Annotated in this window: 18 protein-coding genes; 8 read left to right on the forward strand and 10 right to left on the reverse strand. The window is 64.3% G+C overall.

The genetic code is table 11. The features are described from left to right. Both EOA24_RS06150 and EOA24_RS06155 read left to right on the forward strand, forming a co-directional pair. The coding region (locus EOA24_RS06150; RefSeq protein WP_127409669.1) for an ABC transporter permease subunit at positions 1–503 on the forward strand (503 nt) is incomplete at its 5' end. Between the two features lie 37 nt (positions 504–540). Further along, entirely contained in the window at positions 541–1,614 is a 1,074-nt protein-coding gene (locus EOA24_RS06155; RefSeq protein WP_126083682.1) for an ABC transporter ATP-binding protein, read from the forward strand. Here EOA24_RS06155 and EOA24_RS06160 read toward each other — a convergent pair. From EOA24_RS06160 to EOA24_RS06185, 5 genes are all read right to left on the reverse strand, one after another. Further along, positions 1,578–2,876: a flavin monoamine oxidase family protein gene (locus tag EOA24_RS06160; protein WP_127409670.1), complete on the reverse strand. Its 1,299-nt coding sequence runs from the start codon at positions 2,874–2,876 to the stop codon at positions 1,578–1,580. The two genes, EOA24_RS06155 and EOA24_RS06160, sit on opposite strands and share 37 nt — an antisense overlap. Then, positions 2,873–3,949: an extracellular solute-binding protein gene (locus EOA24_RS06165; protein WP_126080896.1), complete on the reverse strand. Its 1,077-nt coding sequence runs from the start codon at positions 3,947–3,949 to the stop codon at positions 2,873–2,875. Before EOA24_RS06165 ends, EOA24_RS06160 begins: the two co-directional genes overlap by 4 nt. Before the next feature lie 417 nt (positions 3,950–4,366). Further along, positions 4,367–5,449 carry an ABC transporter substrate-binding protein gene (locus EOA24_RS06175; RefSeq protein WP_126080895.1) on the reverse strand — a complete coding sequence of 361 codons (1,083 nt, stop codon included), beginning with the start codon at positions 5,447–5,449 and terminating at the stop codon, positions 4,367–4,369. A 79-nt stretch (positions 5,450–5,528) separates the two neighbouring features. Continuing rightward, positions 5,529–6,215: a transcriptional regulator BetI gene (gene betI / locus EOA24_RS06180; protein WP_126080894.1), complete on the reverse strand. Its 687-nt coding sequence runs from the start codon at positions 6,213–6,215 to the stop codon at positions 5,529–5,531. Next, on the reverse strand, positions 6,191–7,015 hold the full coding sequence (locus tag EOA24_RS06185) for a class I SAM-dependent methyltransferase (RefSeq protein WP_245466912.1): 825 nt from the start codon (positions 7,013–7,015) through the stop codon (positions 6,191–6,193). The genes betI and EOA24_RS06185 overlap by 25 nt, the downstream gene beginning before the upstream one ends. A 253-nt stretch (positions 7,016–7,268) precedes the next feature. Here EOA24_RS06185 and EOA24_RS06190 point away from each other — a divergent pair, with 253 nt between their 5' ends. From EOA24_RS06190 to EOA24_RS06205, 4 genes are read left to right on the forward strand one after another with little or no spacing between them, the layout of a single operon-like run. Continuing rightward, positions 7,269–8,888 carry an NAD(P)/FAD-dependent oxidoreductase gene (locus EOA24_RS06190; RefSeq protein WP_126080893.1) on the forward strand — a complete coding sequence of 540 codons (1,620 nt, stop codon included), beginning with the start codon at positions 7,269–7,271 and terminating at the stop codon, positions 8,886–8,888. Then, on the forward strand, positions 8,875–10,449 hold the full coding sequence (locus EOA24_RS06195) for an NAD(P)/FAD-dependent oxidoreductase (protein ID WP_127255753.1): 1,575 nt from the start codon (positions 8,875–8,877) through the stop codon (positions 10,447–10,449). The genes EOA24_RS06190 and EOA24_RS06195 overlap by 14 nt, the downstream gene beginning before the upstream one ends. A gap of 46 nt (positions 10,450–10,495) precedes the next feature. Then, a complete protein-coding gene (locus tag EOA24_RS06200) occupies positions 10,496–11,734 on the forward strand; it encodes an aminomethyltransferase family protein (protein ID WP_126080891.1) in 1,239 nt (412 codons plus the stop codon). 2 nt (positions 11,735–11,736) lie between these two features. After that, a complete protein-coding gene (locus tag EOA24_RS06205; RefSeq protein WP_126080890.1) occupies positions 11,737–11,994 on the forward strand; it encodes a hypothetical protein in 258 nt (85 codons plus the stop codon). A gap of 7 nt (positions 11,995–12,001) precedes the next feature. On the opposite strand, the gene EOA24_RS06210 is transcribed toward EOA24_RS06205, so the two are convergent. From EOA24_RS06210 to EOA24_RS06225, 4 genes are all read right to left on the reverse strand, one after another. Beyond that, complete coding sequence (locus EOA24_RS06210) at positions 12,002–13,060, reverse strand: dipeptidase (protein WP_126080889.1); 1,059 nt, start codon at positions 13,058–13,060, stop codon at positions 12,002–12,004. A gap of 299 nt (positions 13,061–13,359) precedes the next feature. Next, positions 13,360–13,659, reverse strand: coding sequence for a GNAT family N-acetyltransferase (locus EOA24_RS06215; RefSeq protein WP_040998912.1), 300 nt, complete (start codon positions 13,657–13,659; stop codon positions 13,360–13,362). Continuing rightward, the gene (locus EOA24_RS06220; RefSeq protein WP_126080888.1) at positions 13,652–14,287 is read right to left on the reverse strand and encodes an alpha/beta hydrolase; all 636 of its coding nucleotides are present in this window, start codon (positions 14,285–14,287) and stop codon (positions 13,652–13,654) included. Before EOA24_RS06220 ends, EOA24_RS06215 begins: the two co-directional genes overlap by 8 nt. A gap of 4 nt (positions 14,288–14,291) precedes the next feature. After that, positions 14,292–15,224, reverse strand: coding sequence for a VOC family protein (locus EOA24_RS06225; RefSeq protein WP_126080887.1), 933 nt, complete (start codon positions 15,222–15,224; stop codon positions 14,292–14,294). A 213-nt stretch (positions 15,225–15,437) separates the two neighbouring features. On the opposite strand from EOA24_RS06225, the gene EOA24_RS06230 reads away from it, so the two are divergent. Beyond that, positions 15,438–17,000, forward strand: coding sequence for an alkaline phosphatase family protein (locus tag EOA24_RS06230; protein WP_126080886.1), 1,563 nt, complete (start codon positions 15,438–15,440; stop codon positions 16,998–17,000). A gap of 44 nt (positions 17,001–17,044) precedes the next feature. On the opposite strand, the gene EOA24_RS06235 is transcribed toward EOA24_RS06230, so the two are convergent. After that, positions 17,045–18,406, reverse strand: coding sequence for a PRC-barrel domain-containing protein (locus tag EOA24_RS06235; protein WP_126080885.1), 1,362 nt, complete (start codon positions 18,404–18,406; stop codon positions 17,045–17,047). A gap of 245 nt (positions 18,407–18,651) precedes the next feature. Here EOA24_RS06235 and EOA24_RS06240 point away from each other — a divergent pair. Next, a partial coding sequence (locus EOA24_RS06240; RefSeq protein ID WP_281059877.1) for a diacylglycerol kinase family protein occupies positions 18,652–18,975 on the forward strand: 324 nt, incomplete at its 3' end.

Raw genomic sequence — 18,975 nt, forward strand, 5'->3', positions numbered from 1 at the left:
TGGCGCCGCTGGTGCTGCCCGAGGTGATCGTCGCCATCTCCATGCTGCTGATCATGCTGCAGCTGGGCCTCAGCCTGTCGCTGTTCACCGTGGTGCTCGGCCATGTGCTGGTCTGCATCCCCTATTCGATGACCGTCCTGACCTCCGGCTTCGAAGGCTTCGACCGCAGCCTGGAGGAGGCCTCCGCCGATCTCGGCGAAAGCGCCTTCGGCACTTTCCGGCGGGTGACACTGCCCATGGTGGCGCCGGCAATCATCTCCAGCCTGCTCGTCTGCTTCACCATCTCGCTCGACGAATTCATCATCGCCTTCTTCCTTACCGGCACCGAGGCGACGCTGCCGATCTACATCTGGGGCCAGTTGCGTTTCGCGGCCAAGCTTCCTGGTGTGCTGGCGCTCGGCACCTTGTTGCTGTTGGCGTCCTTCGCGCTGATGACAATTGCCGAAATCCTGCGCCGCCGCGCGGCGAGACGCACCCAGAACGAGGGAGGCCTCCATGCTTGAGCGGGTCCAGTCCGAGCGCATCCAATCCCACCGCACCATGATCGACATCCGCGACGTCACCCGCAGCTACGGATCGTTCAAGGCGCTGGACAACGCCTCCCTGGCGATCCGCGAAGGTGAGTTCTTTTCGCTGCTCGGGCCCTCAGGCTGCGGCAAGACCACGCTATTGCGCATGATCGCCGGTTTCGACACGCCGAGCAGCGGCTCGATCGCCGTCGACGGCCAGCCGATGGACGGCATTCCCGCCAACCGGCGGCCCACCAACATGGTCTTCCAGAGCTATGCGATCTTCCCACATCTCAATGTCGAGCAGAACGTCGCCTACGGGCTGAAGCGGCTGAAGCTGCGGGGCGGCGAAGAAGAACGCCGCGTCGAGGAGGCGCTGGCCCAGGTCTCGCTCACCGGCCTCGGCAAGCGCCGCGCCACCGAGCTTTCCGGCGGCCAGCGCCAGCGCGTGGCTTTGGCCCGGGCGCTGGTCATGCAGCCGAAGGTGCTGCTGCTCGACGAACCGCTCTCGGCCCTCGACAAGAAGCTGCGCGAGCAGATGCAGGTCGAATTGCGCCGCCTGCAGCAGGCGGTCGGCATCACCTTCGTGTTGGTCACTCACGACCAGTACGAGGCCTTGGCTATGTCTGACCGCATCGCCGTGATGTTCGGCGGCCGCATCGCGCAGGTCGCCTCGCCGAAGGAGATCTACCAGCGCCCGGTCAACCGCCAGGTCGCCGACTTCCTAGGCGGCATGAACTTCGTCAAGGCCGAGATCGTCGAGGAGAACGGCGCTTCGCTGGTGCTGGACACGCTGGGCTTCGGCCGCGTCAGGACCGACAAGCCGAAGGCTTTCATGCGCAACGGCGGCGCGGCGACGCTCGGCATCCGGCCCGAACGCCTGCGCGTTCTGTGGGACAATGCGTCGGCAAAATTCGAGGTCGCCGGCAAGGTCATCGAGCGGCATTATTTCGGCGAGATCACCCATTTGATCGTCGAGATACCGGGGCTCGAAAAACCGCTCTCGGTGACCGAGACCAATGATTTCGGCGCCGACGATATTCCGGTCGGCGCCCCGATTCGCCTCGCCTACGACCCCGAGGCCTTGGTGGCGATGGCCGACTGAATCTTTGCGGCAGCGATGCGCCCGGCGACGATCGCGCCCTCGACATAACCCGGGAAAGACGGCGAGACCTCAGAAGCGGCGAAATAGACCGGCGGCGCGCCGGCGAGGATCACGCGTTCGGCATCGCGCGCCGTCACATCGATGACGAGATCGCTATAGGCCCCGCCGCTCCAGCGGTCATGCGCCCAGTCACGCGCGCTGAAATCGACTATGTCGGCGGGCTGCGGGCCGAGCGCCTGGACAAGTCTGGCGGTGATTTCCGCCTGCAGCGCCGCCTCGCCGAGCGGATGCCAGCGCAGCGCCAGTGGCCCACCGACAAACACCACGAGCGCGGCATGGTCGGCATCCTTGCTGGCGTCGCAGGCAAACAGCCCGGGCTGGTCGCGCCACATGACCATGCCGCACAGGCCCCGCTCGCGCCAGAACGGCTTTGCGTAGCGCACCAGGATCTTGATCACCGCGCCGCTTTCCCAGACGCCGAGCGCGCTTGCCAGTTCCGCCGGCAAAGCCGGCGCGAAGTCGAGCTTGGCGGCCGTCGCCGGCGGCAGCGCGATCAGAACCTCGCGCGCTTCGATCGTGGCCGCGCCGGTGCTGATGCGAATGCCTTGCGGGGCGCGCTCGACACGCGTCGCCGCCTGGTTCAGGCGCAGCCGGTCGCCGAGCTCGGCGGCCAGATCCTCAGCCAGCGATTGCATGGTGTCGCCCAGAAAATACTGCAGCTCGAACACCTCGTTGGTGATGCGGCGATCATTGTCGATCAGATACCAGAGCGGCACTTTGTCCAGCGCCAGGCACCACAGGCCCTCGATCATCGAACGGAAGGCCGCCTTAGCGTCGGCCGTGTCCTTCTGGCGCTCGAGCCATGTCGCCACGGTCAGTCCGGCGATCGAGGCATCGTCCGGCTCGATCCTGTTCATGCGCTCGCGGATCGCCATCGCGACCTGATAGGTCCGCTCGGCTTCCTCGACCGACATCGACGGATGGGTGATGAACTCGCCTTCGATATAGGTCTCGACGAAGCTCTTGCCCCGCGCCTTGGCCAGCGCCATCAGCTCGGGCATGTCCTGGCATAGGAACTGCCCGCCGCTGTCGATCAGCTCGCCGAGTCCGTTGCGGACAGCCTCCACCCTGCCGCCGACACGATCGCGTGCTTCAAGGACAAGGAAATCGATACCCGCCCGGTTCAGCTCGAGCGCGGCGCATAAGCCGGTGAAACCGGCGCCGACGATGACGACGTCGGTTCTTTCAATGATGCTCTTCAATAGCCGGCCTTGATCTTCTCGAATTCGGCGACCATGCGCTGCTTGAGGTCCGGCGCCACCGGCTGCTGGAACAGCGTCTTGTCGAGGAACTTGTCGAGATTGTCGAAGCCGCGCTCGGTGAGCAGCTTCTGGTCCATCGCTGCCATGCCCGCGCTGTTGCCGTGACCGTAGCCGAAGGTCTTCACCATATACTCCGAAACGCCCGGCGCGTTGACCGCGCTCAGCAAATCATAGGCCTGGTCGAGCTTGCCCGGTGCATCCTTGAGCAGCACATAGCCGCACACCCAGGTCGAAATGCCTTCCTTGGTGTCACGGTTCATGGCGATCGGCATCCCCTGGCCTTTCAGCGTCACATAGGTCTCATTCCAACCCCAGACCAGGTCGACCTCATTGCCCGTGAAGGCCTGGTTGAGATCGGTGTCGTCGGTCCAGTAGAAGCGGACATTCTTGTGCACGTCGCGCAGGAAGGCGGAGGCCTCGCTGAACTGCTCGTCCGTCATCTTGGTCCAGTCCTTCAGGCTGATGACCAGGCTCGCCAGCGCATAGGCGTCGTCGACATTGTCACCGATGGTGACGCGGCCCTTGAACTTCGGATCGGCGAAGATCTTCAGCGATTGCGCCTCGTCCGCCGTCACCTTGTCGGTGCGGTAGAACAGTGAGGTGTTGCCCCAGTCGAGCGGCATGAACCAGGCCTTGCCGTCGGCGGTGGTGGCCAGATCCTTCATCGCCATGATGCCGGGATTGAGATCTTTCCAGCCGGCGATCTTCGAAGTGTCGAGCGGCTGCAGCAATCCCGCCTCGCGCCACTTCACCACGCTTTGCGAGCAGGGATGCGCGATATCGGCCTTGAAGCCGGCGCGCATCTTCTCGAAGGCCTCGTCCTCGTCGCCGAAGAAGAAGAAGGTCGGCTCGGCATTGTATTTGGCTGTGTAGGCCGGATGCAGCAGCGGGTCCTCGTAACCGGACCAATCGAAGACGACGAGGTCGCCGCCGCCTTCCGCAAGCGCATAGGCAGTGCCCGCGCCGACTGTGACGAGGGCGGCCAAGGCAAGGCGGCGAAGCATGGTCTTCATGGCGCGAAAAACTCCCCCATCGCGGACGAGTGACGGAAGTTAGGAGAATTCAGAAGCTTTGGCGAGCCCGCCTGGGTCGCGTCCAACCAATAGCTTCGAACCGATGACAGCCTCCAACTTGTGATCAAATCCGATAATTTTCGAACTCAGCGCTGCCCCTCATCGCCCTGCCGGGCACTTCTCCCCGTATAGTGACGGGGAGAAGGGGCTGGCCGCAACCTCGGCGCCTTACTTGCAACGTTCGAAATTGGCGAAACCATCGATGGGAGCGCCCCTCTCCCCGTCACTATACGGGGAGAGGATGCCGGCAGGCAGGTGAGGGGCGGCGCCAACGTTCGAAAAGCTATGGGCAAATTTGAACCTAAGCGATTGCCCTGGTTCGGTTCTAGGAAAAAACCGGGGCCACGAAAGCAGCATTCAATAGCCGGCTTTGATCTTCTCGAATTCGGCGATCATCTTGAGCTTGAGTTCCGAGGGCAGCGGCTGCTGGAACAGCGTCTTGTCGACCCACTTTTCGACGTTGTCGTAGCCCTTTTCCTTCAGCACCGCCGGGTCGACGCCCGCCATGCCCTTGGCATTGGCCTGGCCGTAGCCCCAGTCCTTCACCAACGTCTTGGCGACTTCCGGATCGTTGACGGCGTTGAGATAGTCGTAGGCCTTGTCGATGTTGCCTGGCGCGTCCTTGAACAGCACGTAGCCGCACACCCAGGTCGAGATGCCCTCGTCGGTGTCCTTCTTGGATTTGATCGGCACGCCGGCGGCGGCCGACTGCACGGTGGCGTCGTTCCAGGCCCAGGCGAGATCGACCTCGCTGCCCGAGAGCAGCTGCACGATGTCAGTGGTGTCGGTCCAGTAGGAGCGGACGTTCTTGTGCACCTGGCGCAGGAAGTCCGACGCTTGGCTGAACTGCTCGTCCGTCATCTTGGTCCAGTCCTTGAGCCCGATGGCGAGGCTGGCCAGCGCATAGGCGTCATCGACATTGTCGCCGATCGAGACCCTGCCCTTGTATTTCGGATCGGCGAACACCTTCAGCGACTGCACGTCCTTTTCGGCGATCTTGTCGGAATTGTAGGTGAGCTGGGTATCGCCCCAGTCCCAAGGCATGAACCAGGCCTTGCCGTCGGGCGTGGTGGCGAGGTCCTTCATCGCCATGATGCCGGGATTGAGGTCCTTCCAGCCAGTGATCTTCGAGGTGTCGAGCGGCTGCAAGAGCCCGGCTTCGCGCCACTTCACCACGCTTTGCGAGCAGGGATGGCCGAGATCGGACTTGAAGCCGGAGCGGATCTTTTCGAAGGCCTCGTCCTCGTCGCCGAAGAAGGCGAAGATCGGCGAGTCGCCGTTCTTCTCGACATATTTGCCGTGGAAGCTCGGATCCTCGTAGCCGGACCAGTCGAACACGATCAGGTCCTTGTCGGCGGCAACGGCGAACGCCGCCGCCGAAGCCGCGAGCGCGCCGCCAAGCGCCAGGGTCAGTGTCAGGCGTCGGCTGAGTTTCTTCATGCTGTTCCATCCTCTTTGGTTTGCCGGTCTTGTTTGGCCGGCTGTTGCTAACCCCGGTTTTTGCTAGCCCCAGTTCTCGCTAGCCAAAATGTTTGGGGAAGGCGGCGGCCAAAAACGCGTTTGCCGCCTGCAACGCCGTCTCTCGCGTGGTGTCCTCCGTCCCCATCATCAGCCGCAGCCACAGGCCCTCGAGCATGGCGCTGAGCGCGAGCGCGATGGCCTGAGGGTCATAGGCGTAGCCGCCGCTCTCCTTCAGCGTCGTGCAGAGATCGATGAAGACCTGCTGGTAATAGGCGTCGCGCGAGCTGCTCAGCGCCTGGTAGGTCGGCCGCGACTTGGCCTCGCCCCAGAAGGCGAGCCAGGCGGCAAGCTTGCGCTTGTTGCAGATCGAGCGGTCGAAATCGGCCCACACCAGCTGCTGCAGCTGTCTCGCCGGATCGTCGCCCGCCTTCTGGAGGGCGGTGCGCCAATGCGCCGAATACTCGTCATACATGTGCTGCAGCGTGGCGATGAGCAGCTTTTCCTTGCTCTCGAAATGGAAGTTGACGATGCCCCGCGACAGGCCCGCGCCGTCGGCCACGTCGGCCATCGTCGTTTCGGCGTAACCGCGCTTGGCCAGCGAATCGATCGTCGCCTCGATCAGCTGCAGCTGCCGGACCTCTTTCGAGGCCTTGCGGCCGCGCTTTTCGGCATCGCCTTTGGGTGCCGATTGAGTGTCGTTGTCGGTAGCCTCTGCGGTCTTCATATGGGTGACGGTCTCCAGCATCGCCGGCTATCCAACCGGCTTCCAACCGCGCAGATGAGTGGGGCGGTGCTCGCCACTGTCAAGCACCTTCTGCATCGCCTCCCAGGTCTTGATGTTCTTGTCGACATAGGCCGCGCCGACCGCTGCCGCGGCCTGCGCGTAGAGCGGCCCCTTGAGCCGCGAAAGCTCTTCGCGGCGACCTCGCGGTACCATGGATTTCGGTCGCGGATGGTGATGTCGGTGAAGCCGGCGCGCCGCATCGCTTCGGCGTAGCGCGCCGGCGAGGCCATGGCGAAGGACAGCCCTTCGGCCGCTATATAGGTCTTCATCTGAGGCGACGGCTCGCCGTCATGCCCGATCATCCAGTTCGACGCCGCGAAGACCCCGCCCGGCTTCAGCACGCGGGAGACTTCAGCGAACAGCGCGTCCCTGTCCGGCACATGCAAAAGCGCGTCCTTGGAGAAGACGAGGTCGAAGCAGGCATCGGCGAAAGGCAGCGGCCCCGGCGGCGCCTGGACGAAGCTGACGCGGTCCTCCAGGCCCTGCCTTATCGCCCCTCGCCTTGCCGCCTGGATCACCGGCTTCTCGACGTCGAAGCCGGTGGCGCGAGCCGCGCCGTGCTTTGCCACCAGATGCAGCGTGATGCCGCCGGCTCCGCAGCCGATATCGGCGATCGTCTTGCCCTTGAGCGACAGGCCTTCGATGACGCGGTCGACCTCTTCGGGGCCGCCCGGCGAAAGGTAGCCCTCGCCCCACAACGCTTCGAGAAAGCGAATGGCGGTGTCGTCATATTCCGGCTCGGCGTCAGCCGTTTCGATCATCGGATCTTCAACCCCAAATGCCGATGTGGATCAGTCCAGAATGCTGCCAAAGCCTAGCGCATCAACAGGAAAACGCAACATCATTTGTTGAACATTCATTCAAGATGGCTGGACAAAAAACCGTGAACCGTGCCAAATTCGGGCAATCGGGGAACAAAGGCACGGGCAATTCCAGGAAAAGCGTGAAGCGGTTTTCCGTCAGGAGTTGCGCAAAAACAGGAAGATAGGGCTACCGGATGGAGCTTCTGCGCGCTTGAAGGCCTGGGACGCGATCGTCATCGGCGGCGGACATAACGGACTGGTCAACGCCTGCTATCTGCAGCGCGCCGGCCTGGACGTGCTGGTGGTCGAGAAGAACGACTGGGTCGGCGGCGCGGCCACCAGCCGGGAGCTGACGCCGGGCTTCCTCTATTCCAACTGCTCCTATGTCTGCTCGCTGTTCCGACCCGAGATCATGCGCGATCTCGAGCTGCCGCGCTTCGGTCTGCAGGTGATCTCCTATGAAGGCGGCGCCGTGTTCACGCGCGACGGCGATTATCTCGCCAATTACCGCGACCACGATGCCCATCGTCGCGAGTTCGCGCGCTTCTCGAAGCGCGACGCCGAGGCCTATGATCGCTATTCGCGCGACGTCACGCGGCAGTGCCGCTTCATCCAGCCGCTCTTGATGCGCACCGCGCCAGACCCGACGAGCTTCAAGCCGCGCGACCTCGGCGAGCTGCTCTATCTCGGCAAGAAGTTCGCCGGGCTCTCGGCCGAGGAGATGGCGCTGACCCTGCGCTTCTGGACGATGTCGATCTCGGACTTCCTGGACGAGTATTTCGAGACCGAGATCATCAAGGCGAATTTCGCGCTGTCCGGCATCATCGGCACGGCGCTCGGGCCAATGTCGCCGGGCTCGGCTTATGTGCTGCTCCACCACTATATGGGCGAGGTCGACGGCTCGATCGGCGCCTGGGGCTATGCGCGCGGCGGCATGGGCGCCGTCACCAGGGCGCTGGCCGCCTCCTTCAAGGCTTCCGGCGGCACCATCCGCACGGGCGCCGAGGTCGATCATGTGCTGATCAGGAACGGCAAGGCCAAGGGCGTGGTGCTCGCCAGCGGCGAGGAAATTTTTGGCAAGCTCGTCATCTCCAACGCCGACGTCAAGCGCACCTTCCTGAAACTGGTCGAGGAGAAGGAACTGCCCGACATCTTCCTGCGCCGTGTCAGGAACTTCAAGATCCGCGGCTCGTCCGGCAAGGTCAACATCGCGCTGGATTCGCTGCCCGAGTTTCCGGCCCTGCCGAAGGATTCGCCGGTCTACCGCGCCGACATGCACTTCACCGATTCCATCGAACGCATGGAGCGCGCCTATGACGACTGGAAGGCCGGGCGCTGGTCTGCCGACCCCTTCCTCGACATGATGATCCCGACCACGCTCGACCCGACCATGGCGCCGCCGGGCAAGCACTTCATGAGCTGCTTCGTCCAATACGCGCCGCCCAAGATAGACGGGCGCGACTGGACCGACGCCGACCGCGACGGCTTCGCCGAAAGCGTGATTTCCCAGATCGCGCAATATTCGCCCGGCTTCCGCGATCGCATCGTCCATATGGAGGTGCGCACGCCGCGCGAGATCGAGGCCGAGGTCGGCCTCACCGAAGGCAATATCTTCCAGGGCGAGCTGACCTTCGACCAGCTGCTCTTCAACCGCCCGGTGCCGGGCTACGCGCAATACCGTTCGCCGATCGGCGGGCTCTATATGTGCGGCTCCTCCACCCATCCCGGCGGCGGCGTCATGGGCGCACCGGGACGCAACGCCGCCGCCGAGATCCTGCGCGATCTCGCCAAGCCGACCCTGCATATGAGCCCGGCCCATGACGTCATCTGAAATGAATTGGGACGCCATCGTCATCGGCGGCGGCCATAACGGCCTCGTCGCCGCCGCCACGCTGGCGAAATCCGGCCGCAAGGTGCTGCTGCTCGAAGCCGGCAACGAGGTCGGCGGCGCGGCACGCACCGAGGAATTCGCGCCGGGCTTTCGAGTCTCCGCGGTCGCCCATCTGCTCAACCGCCTGCATCCCGATGTGGTGAAGACGCTGGAGCTGGAACGCCACGGGCTGAAAGTCGAACGCGGCGATTTCGTGCCCTCGGTCGCGCTGTCCAAGGACGGCCCGCTTACGCTGCACGGCGCCTATGGCGAAGTGCTGACCGGCGCGAGCCCTTCGGAGCAAGCCGCCTGGAAGGAATTGCGTTCACAATTGCTGCGCTATGCCGGCGTGCTGAAGCCGTTCCTGTCGCGCCGGCCGCCGGACCTCGGCAACATGTCGCTCACGGAAATGACCGGGCTTGGCCAGACGGCGCTGGCGTTGAAGCGGCTCGGCAAGGAAGACATGCGCGACTTCCTGCGCGTGCTTCTGATGAATGTCTGCGACCTGCTCGACGAGCAGCTTTCGGACGACCGACTGAAGGGTCTGCTTGCCTTCGACGCGACGCTCGGCTCGCATCTGGGGCCGCGCTCGCCGACCTCCCTGCTCGGTCTCTATTATCGGCTTGCCGGCGAGATCGGCGGCCTTGCGGGCGCGCAAGTCCAGCCGAAAGGCGGCATGGGCGCCGTCGTTGCCGCCCTTCGCGCCGCGGCGGAGAAGGCCGGCGTCTCCATCCGTCGCGCTTCGCCGGTCGCCAAGGTGATCGTCGAGAAGGGCCGCGCCGTGGGGGTCGTTACGCAGAGCCGCGAGACGCTGCGCGCAAAGACCGTCGTCTCGGCCATCAATCCCGCAGCCACGATCCTCGATCTCGTCGGCCCGCGCGAGGTCGACACCGGCTTCGTGCGCAAGGTCCGGAATATCCGCATGAAGGGCGATGCGGCGAAGCTCCATCTGGCGCTCGACCGACCGCCGCAATTCTCAGGCATCGATGCCGCCGGCCATAAGGGTCGCCTCGTCATCGCGCCTTCGCCCGACCATGTCGAGCGCGCCTTCAACCCGTCGAAATATGGCGCGTTCTCGCCCGAGCCGGTGATGGAGATTACCTTGCCCAGCCTGGTCGATCCATCGCTCGCACCGTCCAGCGCCTGCGTGCTCTCGGCCGTGGTGCAATACGCGCCCTATGTGTTGAAAGAAGGCTGGACCGCCGGCAAGCCGCAATTCCTCAAGGCGGTCATGGGTCAACTCGAGACCTATGCGCCCGGCATCGGCGCGACGGTCCGCCACGCCGAGCTTCTGACGCCCGCCGACATCGAGGCGCGCTACCGCATGCCCGGCGGCCACTGGCACCATGGCGAAATGCAGGCCGACCAGATGCTGATGTCGCGGCCGGTCTCCGGCTGGTCGGGCTACGACACGCCGCTCGAAGGGCTGTTCCTTGCCGGCGCCGGCTCGCATCCGGGCGGCGGCATCTCCGGCGCGCCCGGCCTCAACGCCGCGCGCCGCATCATCGCGATGAGGGCATGAGAATGAAATTCGTCGAAGTAGCGCTCTACGGCGAAGGAACGCCGTCATGAACCATCATCCCACGACCAAGCCCTCGGCCGACACTCGTACAACCGCCCAATCCCACTTCCGCACGCTGCGGCTCGGCACGCCTTTCCAGCCGCGCATCGACGCGCTGGGGCTGAAGGAGGACTGGTACAATTGGGCCGGCTATCGCGCGCCGCATTCCCTGTGGGACGAGGAGCTCGAATATTTCGCCATCCGCAGCCAGGCGGCGCTGTTCGACATCTCGCCGATGACCAAATACCGGATCGAAGGCCCAGACGCCGAAGCCTATCTTGACCGCGTCACGCTGCGCGACGTGACAAAACTGAAACCCGGCCGCGTCCACTACACCGCCTGGTGCGACGACGACGGTTTCGTGCTCGACGACGGAACGCTGTTCCGGCTCTCGCCGACGCGCTTCCGCCTGGGTTCGCAGGAGCGGCATCTGCCCTGGCTGCTCGACAGCGCGATTGGCTACGAGGTCAGCGTCGAGGAAGAGACCGAAGCCGTCGCCGGCCTCGCGCTGCAGGGCCCGACCTCCTTCGCCATCCTGCGCGACGCGGGCTTCGCCGGCATCCAGCGGCTGAAAATCTTCGACCTTGCCGAATTCGCGCATGACGGTGGCACCGTGACCATCTCGCGCACCGGCTTCACCGGCGATCTCGGCTACGAATTGTTCGTGTCGGCCGACAAGGCGCTGAGCCTTTGGGACCGGCTGATGGCGGCGGGCGAGCTGCGCGGCATCCGCGCCATCGGCTACACCGCGCTGAACCGCGCCAGGCTAGAAGCCGGGCTGATCGTCGCCAATGCCGACTTCACAGCTGCCGAGCACGCCATTCGCGCCGACCGCCTGCGCATGCCCGACGAGATCGGCCTCGGCTTCATGATCGATTCGGACAAGGGCCACTTCAACGGCCGCCGCGCCATCCTCGAAGCGCGCGGCAGGAAGAAGCTGCGCCATGTGCTGGTTGGGCTGGAGATCGAAGGCAACATCCCGGCCGAGCATGCCATCGTTTACTACAGGAAGAGCCAGGAGGTCGGGCTGGTCAGCGCGGCGATGTGGTCGCCCATGGCCAAGCGCAACATCGCGCTCGCCTCCCTGCAGCGGCCCTATGGCGACACGATCGTCGACGATCTCTGGGTCGAGATCTACGCCATGCGCGAGCTGCAGTACCAGAAGCTGATGAAGAAGGCGAAGGTGGTGCCGCGGCCCTTCATCAAGCTCGACCGCCGCACCGCCAACCCGCCGGCGGACTTCTGACGATGGCAAGCGAAGCGGAAGACCTCGAGGCGGAAGCCGCCGAGCAGTGGCAGCTGGTCAACACGCCGCTCGGCGAGATGTGGTCCGGCCGCACCCGCTACGCGGCGGCGATGTATTTCTTCAAGCGCGGCGAGATGAATGCCGAGACGCTGGAGGTCTACCGCATCTGCGCCCGGCTCGATCAGGAGGACCCTCTGCCGGTCATCCGCGACCGCGGCGTTGGCAAAGACTGGCTGAAGCGAATGGGTTACGCGCAGTAGGCACGCTTCACCCTATGGTTCTTTCCAACACACTCAGCCAGTTGCGATAAGCGATCTTCTCGATCAGCGCGCGTCCGAAACCGCGCGCCGCGAGCGCATCGATGAGCTTGGGCAGGCCGGCGACGTCGCCGATCGGGGCCGGGATCATGGCGCCGTCGAAATCGGAGCCGAGACCCACGCCGTCCTCGCCCAGCGCCTGCAACAGCGAATCGATGTGGCGCACCATGATGTCGATGCTGGTGTCGGCGTTCATGCGGCCATCCTCGCGCAGGAAGCCGGTGGCGAAGTTAAGGCCGACCATGCCGCCCGATTCGCGGATCGCGCCGAGCTGCCAGTCGGTCAGGTTGCGCGAATGGCCGCAGATCGCATGCACGTTGGAATGAGTCGCGACCAGCGGCGCGTCGCTAAGCTCGCACACGTCGCGAAAACCCTTCTCGTTGAGATGCGACAGGTCGATCATGATCCTGAGCTGGTTGCATGCCTTGACCAGCGCCTTGCCGGCATCGGTGAGGCCAGGCCCGGTATCGGGCGAGGATGGGAAGCGGAACGGCACGCCATTGCCGAAGGCGTTCGGGCGGCTCCAGACGATGCCCAGCGAGCGCAGCCCGGCGGCGTGCAGCACGTCGAGCATGGCGAGTCCGGGATCGATCGCCTCGACGCCTTCGATATGGAAAATCGCCGCGATCGAGCCTTTCGCCATCGCGTCGCGCACATCGCCGGCGCTGCGGCAGACGGTCAGCGCGCCGGCGCGCTCCAGCCTGAACAGGATCGAGGCCATCCCTATGGTTGAGGTGATCGCTTCTGCCTGCGGCAGCTCGGGCGGCAACGGCTCGTTGTCGCTCGGCGCCGGCGGCACGGCGCCGCGCTTCGACTTTTCGACCGGCGGCGGAAAGATCGCGAACATGCCGCCGGCAAAGCCGCCCTTTCTGGCGCGCGGCAGGTCGATATGGCCACCCGGCGTTCCCTCGATGAACAGCTTTTCGACATCGGCTTCCTTCGACTGGTAGAGTCGCAGCAGCGTGTCGTTGTGTCCGTCGAAAACGGGGATCAGGTCGGTATCGGTCATCAGGGGAGCCATTCAAATCGGGGACAGGCGAGACGACAGGTTTCGTCCGAACGAACCGTCAACTTAGGCAAGATGGCCGGCCGGTGCAAATGGCAAGACTAGGCCTCTTCCTTCTCCCCTTGTGGGGTCGGAAGGACGGGGCGAGACCCGTGGCTCGCCCCTGGGCGGTGGATCGGCGCGCCAGCGTCGAGACGGATGAGGAGTGTTCCAGCGGAGTGAGACGCTGGCTTTCCCCGGAGCACCCCTCATCCGGCCGCTGCGCGGCCACCTTCCCCGCAAGGGGGGAAGGAAGAAATCCTCTACTGCTTCAGCACATCCGCCCATTCCGGGTGGCGGCGGAACTGGGCGTTGGCGAAGGGGCAGAGCGGGATGATCTTCTTGCCTGCGGCACGGGCATCCTCCACGGCGCGGGTGACGAGCCGAAGCCCGGCGCCCTGGCCGCGAAACACGTCCGGCACCTCGGTGTGGTCGATGATCAGCTGGTGCTCGCCGATCTTGGTGAAGGTCATCTCGGCCTCGGCGCCGCCGGGGCCGCGCAGCACATAGCGCCCCTTGGAGCCGTGGTCTTCCAGTTCGATCTCGGGCAATTGGTCAGCCATTGTTCTTGCCTCCTTCAGCGGGCGCGAGCGCGAACAGCTGCCGCGCCGCTTCGATTTCATTCGGCCGAACCTCATGCCCGCCGTCGTGCCATTCCACTGTGACATCCGCGCCGTCGGCACGCAAATAGGCCTCGAGCCGCGACGTCAGGTTAGGCGGGCAGATCGGGTCGCGCCTGCCGGCCGTGAGCAGGATATGGCGGCCGGCAAGGCTGCCTTGCACCTGAGGTTCGAACGGGATCAGCGGATGCATCAGCGCCGCGGCGTCGAACAGGCCGGGCTCGGCGAACACCACCGAAGCCAGGATGTTGGCGCCGTTGGAGTAGCCGAGGCCGAACACCGCCGATGGTTTTGCCGCTTCGACATGCGCCTTGACGAAGCCCACCATCTTCGATGTCGCGCGCGCCAGATCGTTCATGTCGTAGACGCCCTCGCCAGTGCGGCGGAAGAAACGGGCAGCACCATGCTCCGACACATCGCCACGCGGCGAGATGATTGTCGCCGAAGGTACGAGCTCGCGGCCGAAGCCAAGAAGCTGGTTCTCGTCCGCGCCGGTGCCGTGGAAGACAAAGAGCAGCGGGCTGCCCGGCGAACCGGGCAGCATTTTGTGGATGTAAGCGTCCTTGCTCATGGCTTCAGCCTTCCAGCTTCTGCAGGTGCTCTTCGAGATAAGGCCTAAGATGCTGATGCTGCGTCGGCAGCTTCAGCGCCTCGCCAAGATGGGCGGTATCCTCGTCGCGGTCGAAGCCCGGTTCGTTGGTTGCCACCTCGAACAGAACACCGCCCGGCGTGCGGAAATAGATCGCCCAGAAATAGTCGCGATCGATGACCGGCGTCACGCCATAGCCCGTGTCGATCAGCGCCTTGCGCACCTCGAGCTGCTTGGCGCGATCCTCGACCGCGAAGGCGACATGGTGCACCGAGCCGGCGCCGAGATTGGCGAAGCCGGCGCCCGGCAGCGATTCAATGTCGACGACATCGGCGCCATTGCCGTTCTTGATCGCCAGCCGGCGGATATTGCCGGACTTGTCGACCTCCTCATAGCCCATGAACTTCAAGAGCTCCTCGGTGGCGCCGCCGTCCTTCAGCCGGAGCGAGACCGAGTGAAAGCCGCGGATCGCCTCGTCGCCGGGAACGCCGCCCTTGACCCAGGGCGCTCTGCTGTCGGCCTTGTCCTCGACAAGCGCGAAGCTGTCGCCGTCCGGGCCGGTGAAGGTAAGCCGCTTTTCGCCAAAGCTTTCGGTGCGGGCGACATTGCCCACGCCCTCATCGGTGAAGCGCTTTTCCCAATAGGCGAGCGTGCCTTCCGGCACCGAGAACACGGTCGTGCCGACCTCGCCGACGCCGTGCCGGCCCTTGCCGATATCGGGGAACGGAAAATACGTCATCACCGAACCCGGCGTGCCGACCTCATCGGCATAGTAGAGGTGATAGACGTCCGGCGCGTCGAAATTGACGGTTTTCTTCACCCGGCGCAGGCCGAGCTTTTTCGTGAAGAACTCATTGTTGCGGCGTGCGTCGCTCGCCATCGAGGTGACGTGATGCAGGCCTTGGATCTGATTGAGCATGATCGTGCTCCTTCCCTTGTTCTTGCGCGGCCCTCGCCGCTGTCCACGCCAATATGAGGAGGGGCGGCTCTGCGGCAAAGCGGGCAAACACAGGATGGACTGTATCATAAACGTGAACGACCGTTCAAAATATGTTCACCAATCCATCACCAGCATCGGCTTGCAACCCAGGTGATTTCCGTTCCATCTGAGCGCTTCCACAAGGAGACGATCTTGGCCAATCCGACGAGCCGCCCGAATGTTCTCCTCATCACTTGCGACCAATGGCGTGGCGATTGCCTCTCGGCCGCCGGCCATCCGGTGGTGAAGACGCCAAATGCGGATGCGCTCGCCGCCGAGGGCGTGCTTTTCCGCCGCCACTATGGCGGGGCAGCGCCTTGTTCTCCGGCCCGCGCCTGTCTCTATACAGGCCTCTACCAGATGAACAATCGCGTCTGCCGCAACGGCACGCCGCTCGACGCGCGCCATGGCAACATCGCGCTTTCGGCGCGCGCGGCGGGCTACGATCCAACCCTGTTCGGCTACACCGATGTCTCGCTCGACCCGCGCCAGCTTGCGGCGGGGGATCCGCGCCTGCGCAGTTATGAAGGCGTGCTGCCTGGCTTCACCGTCCGACAGGCTTTGCCCGAGCATCAGAAGCAGTGGCTGTCATGGCTGCGCGCGCAAGGCATAGACACGAGCTCCGGCAGCCCTGGCATCCACCGTCCGGCCGGAGGGCAGGCGGAATGCGACGTGACCAACGCGCCGCCGGTCTATTCGAAGGACCAGACGCCGAGCGCTTTCCTGGCCGGCGAATTCATCCGCTGGCTTGGCGAGCAGGAGAAGGGCGCGCCATGGTTCGCGCACATCTCCTTCATCAGCCCGCACCCGCCCTTCATCGTGCCGGAGCCTTACAATACGATGTACGATCCGGCTGAAGGCCCCGCTTTCAAGCGGGCGGCAAATTGGCAAGCCGAAGCCGCAAGCCACCCCTATCTCGCCTATGATCTCGCCCTCCAGAAGAGAACGAAATTCGTTCCAGGCATGAAGGGCAACGTGCCGGACTGGAGCGAGGAGAATTTCCGCCGCATCCGCGCCATCTATTACGGCATGATTTCGGAGGTCGATGCGCAGCTCGGCCGTATCTGGCAGGCGATCAAATCGGCCGGCGCCTGGGACGACACCATCGTCGTCCTTACATCCGACCATGCCGAGATGATGGGCGACCATTTCATGCTGGGCAAAGGCGGCTTCTTCGATGCCAGTTACCACATTCCGCTGATCGTCCGCGACCCGCGCCGGAAAGCAGCGGCCGGTTCATCCGTGGATCATTTCACCGAAGCCGTCGACGTCTTTCCGACCTTGCTCGACCTGATCGGCGCCGCGCCGCAGCGCCATCTCGACGGCTGCCCGCTCACCCCGTGGCTTGACGGCGACCGCCCCGGGAACTGGCGCGACGCCGCGCATTGGGAATTCGACTTCCGCACGATCGCGGCAGGCGACGCCGAACGCCATTTCGGCATGGAGTCGCGCGACTGCAATCTCGCCGTCATCCGCTCGGCCGGCTTCAAATATGTCCATTTCGGCGGCGACCTGCCGGCGCTTCTGTTCGACCTGTCGCAAGACCCGAGAGAACTGAACAATGTGGCGAACGACCCCGCCTATCTGCCGGTGCGACTCGAGTTCGCGGAGAAGATGCTAGCCTGGCGCGCTACTCACCTCGACCAGTCGCTGGCCTTGGCGGAACTGACGGAGGATGGAGTGGCTGGGTGCGTTGCCAAGGCAGTAGGGCAGTAAGGCAGTATGGGAATCGCTCCCTACTGCCCTACTGCCCTATTCCTTTACTTCAGCATCATCCGCTGCTGGTCGCGATTGGCGGCATAACTGCTCTTGTCATAGGCCGTCTGCGCCTGCAGCTGTTCCTTGGTGAAGTTGGTGTAGAGATATTTCTTGCCGTTCTTGTCGGTCATGAATTTCAGCTTGTCCATGCCGAGCGCCACCTCCTTGGCGCCGATGCCGAGGAAGCCGCCGACATCGACGATGACCGCGTCCGGCTTGTTTTCGGGCGTCAGCACGACGTCGCCGATGGAACCGATCTCGGCGTCGTTGGCGCCATAGACCGTCGTACCCTTCAGATCATCGACCCTGATATTGCCCATGGGCATTTCGGTCAGCGTCGACTTGTCGATGGACGAGGTCTTGGTCTGGTCGGTTGCGGCGGTGCCATTGTCGGTGGGCTTGTTCTCAGCAGTGCTCTGGGCCGCCGGCGCCGCGGGCTTGTTCTCTGCCGTCGACTGGGCGGGCTCTGCCGGCTTGGCCCCCTTGTCGGAGGTCGTGTCCGAAGACACCACCGCGGGCGTGGTCGCCGCGGGAGCGTTGTTCGCGGCCGTGGTCGTGCCCGGCGCCGGGTCATAGGCCTTGCGGTTGAAGTCGGGCTGCGCCTGCAACTCCTCCTTGGTGGTCTCGGCCACCAGCCAGCGGTCGCCATTCTTCTCGGCCCATTTTGCCTTGGCGAAGTCATAGGCGACGTTCTTCTCACCAATGCCGAGGAAGCCCCCCACGCCGATCACGAGGGATTCAGCCTTGCCGTCCTTGGCAAGAACGATGTCGTTGACGTCGCCGATCTTCTGGGCGTCGTCCGCGGTGCCGTTATAGACCGACTCGCCCATGATGTTGGACGCGAGGTTGCCCTCGGCCTTCTTCACCGGCTCGGCCGGTGCGGCCGCCGGAGCCTGTGCTGTCGTGTTGTTGGCGGGCTGCGTGGCATCGGTCGCCTGCGCCGGCGCCGGGTCATAAGGCTTGCGATCGAATGCCGGCAGGGCGTTCAACTCATCCTTGGTCGATTTGGCGACCAGCCAGCGGTCGCCATTCTTCTCGGCCCATTCCAGCTTCGCGTAGTCGAAGGCGACGTCTTTCTTGCCGACGCCGAGAAAACCGCCGACCCCGATGATGGCGGATTTGGCCTTGCCGCTGGAATCGAAGACGACATCATCGACCTTGCCGATGTTCTGGGCGTCGTCACCGGTGCCATTATAGACAGACTCGCCGATGATATTGGACATCAGCGCGCCGTCGGCGCGCGGCACCGGAGCCGTGGTTTCGGCGGCGGGGGCCTGTTGCGCCGGAGCGGTTGTCGTCTGCGCAAGGGCGCCGGTTGCGAGCAGTGTAGCGATCGCGGTGGTCGCAAAAAGAGTGCGGATCATGATGGTCTCTCCTCGTGCCTGATTTGTGCATGCTGCTTACCCGGCGAGCCTCTGGACGGCGGGTCGGGAGCGGCAGTGTCGACAGGTTCACAACGTTGTGACAGGGGTGTTGTTCCAACCACGACACGTTCACGAGCGTCTGGGTTGCCAAACCTACGCTGGAACCTTTGCGGCCGCATCCTCGTTCCAGCCTTCGGCTGAGGGTCTGACGGCTCAAGGCGGCTTGAACCGAATACGGAGCGGATATGCGGTTTGCTGCGGTGCTTAATCATGACGGCGGCACGCTCCGAACCGTCGACATGGAAGCTTTCTCCGGACAGTTGCGTCAGACGCTTGAAGCGGCGGGACATTCGGTCGAGATCGACATCGTCGCCGGCCGGGATGTCGCTGCCGCGCTGGAGAAGGCCATCGCCAGGCGCAACATCGACGTGATCCTCGCCGGTGGCGGCGACGGCACGATCTCGACCGCGGCGTCCCTTCTCATGAACAAGAAGAAGGCATTGGCCATTTTACCTGCGGGGACGGTGAACCTCTTCGCGCGCGGCCTGGTCATTCCGCAGACACTGGAG

The organism is Mesorhizobium sp. M2A.F.Ca.ET.039.01.1.1 (assembly GCF_003998035.1).
Classification (GTDB): domain Bacteria; phylum Pseudomonadota; class Alphaproteobacteria; order Rhizobiales; family Rhizobiaceae; genus Mesorhizobium.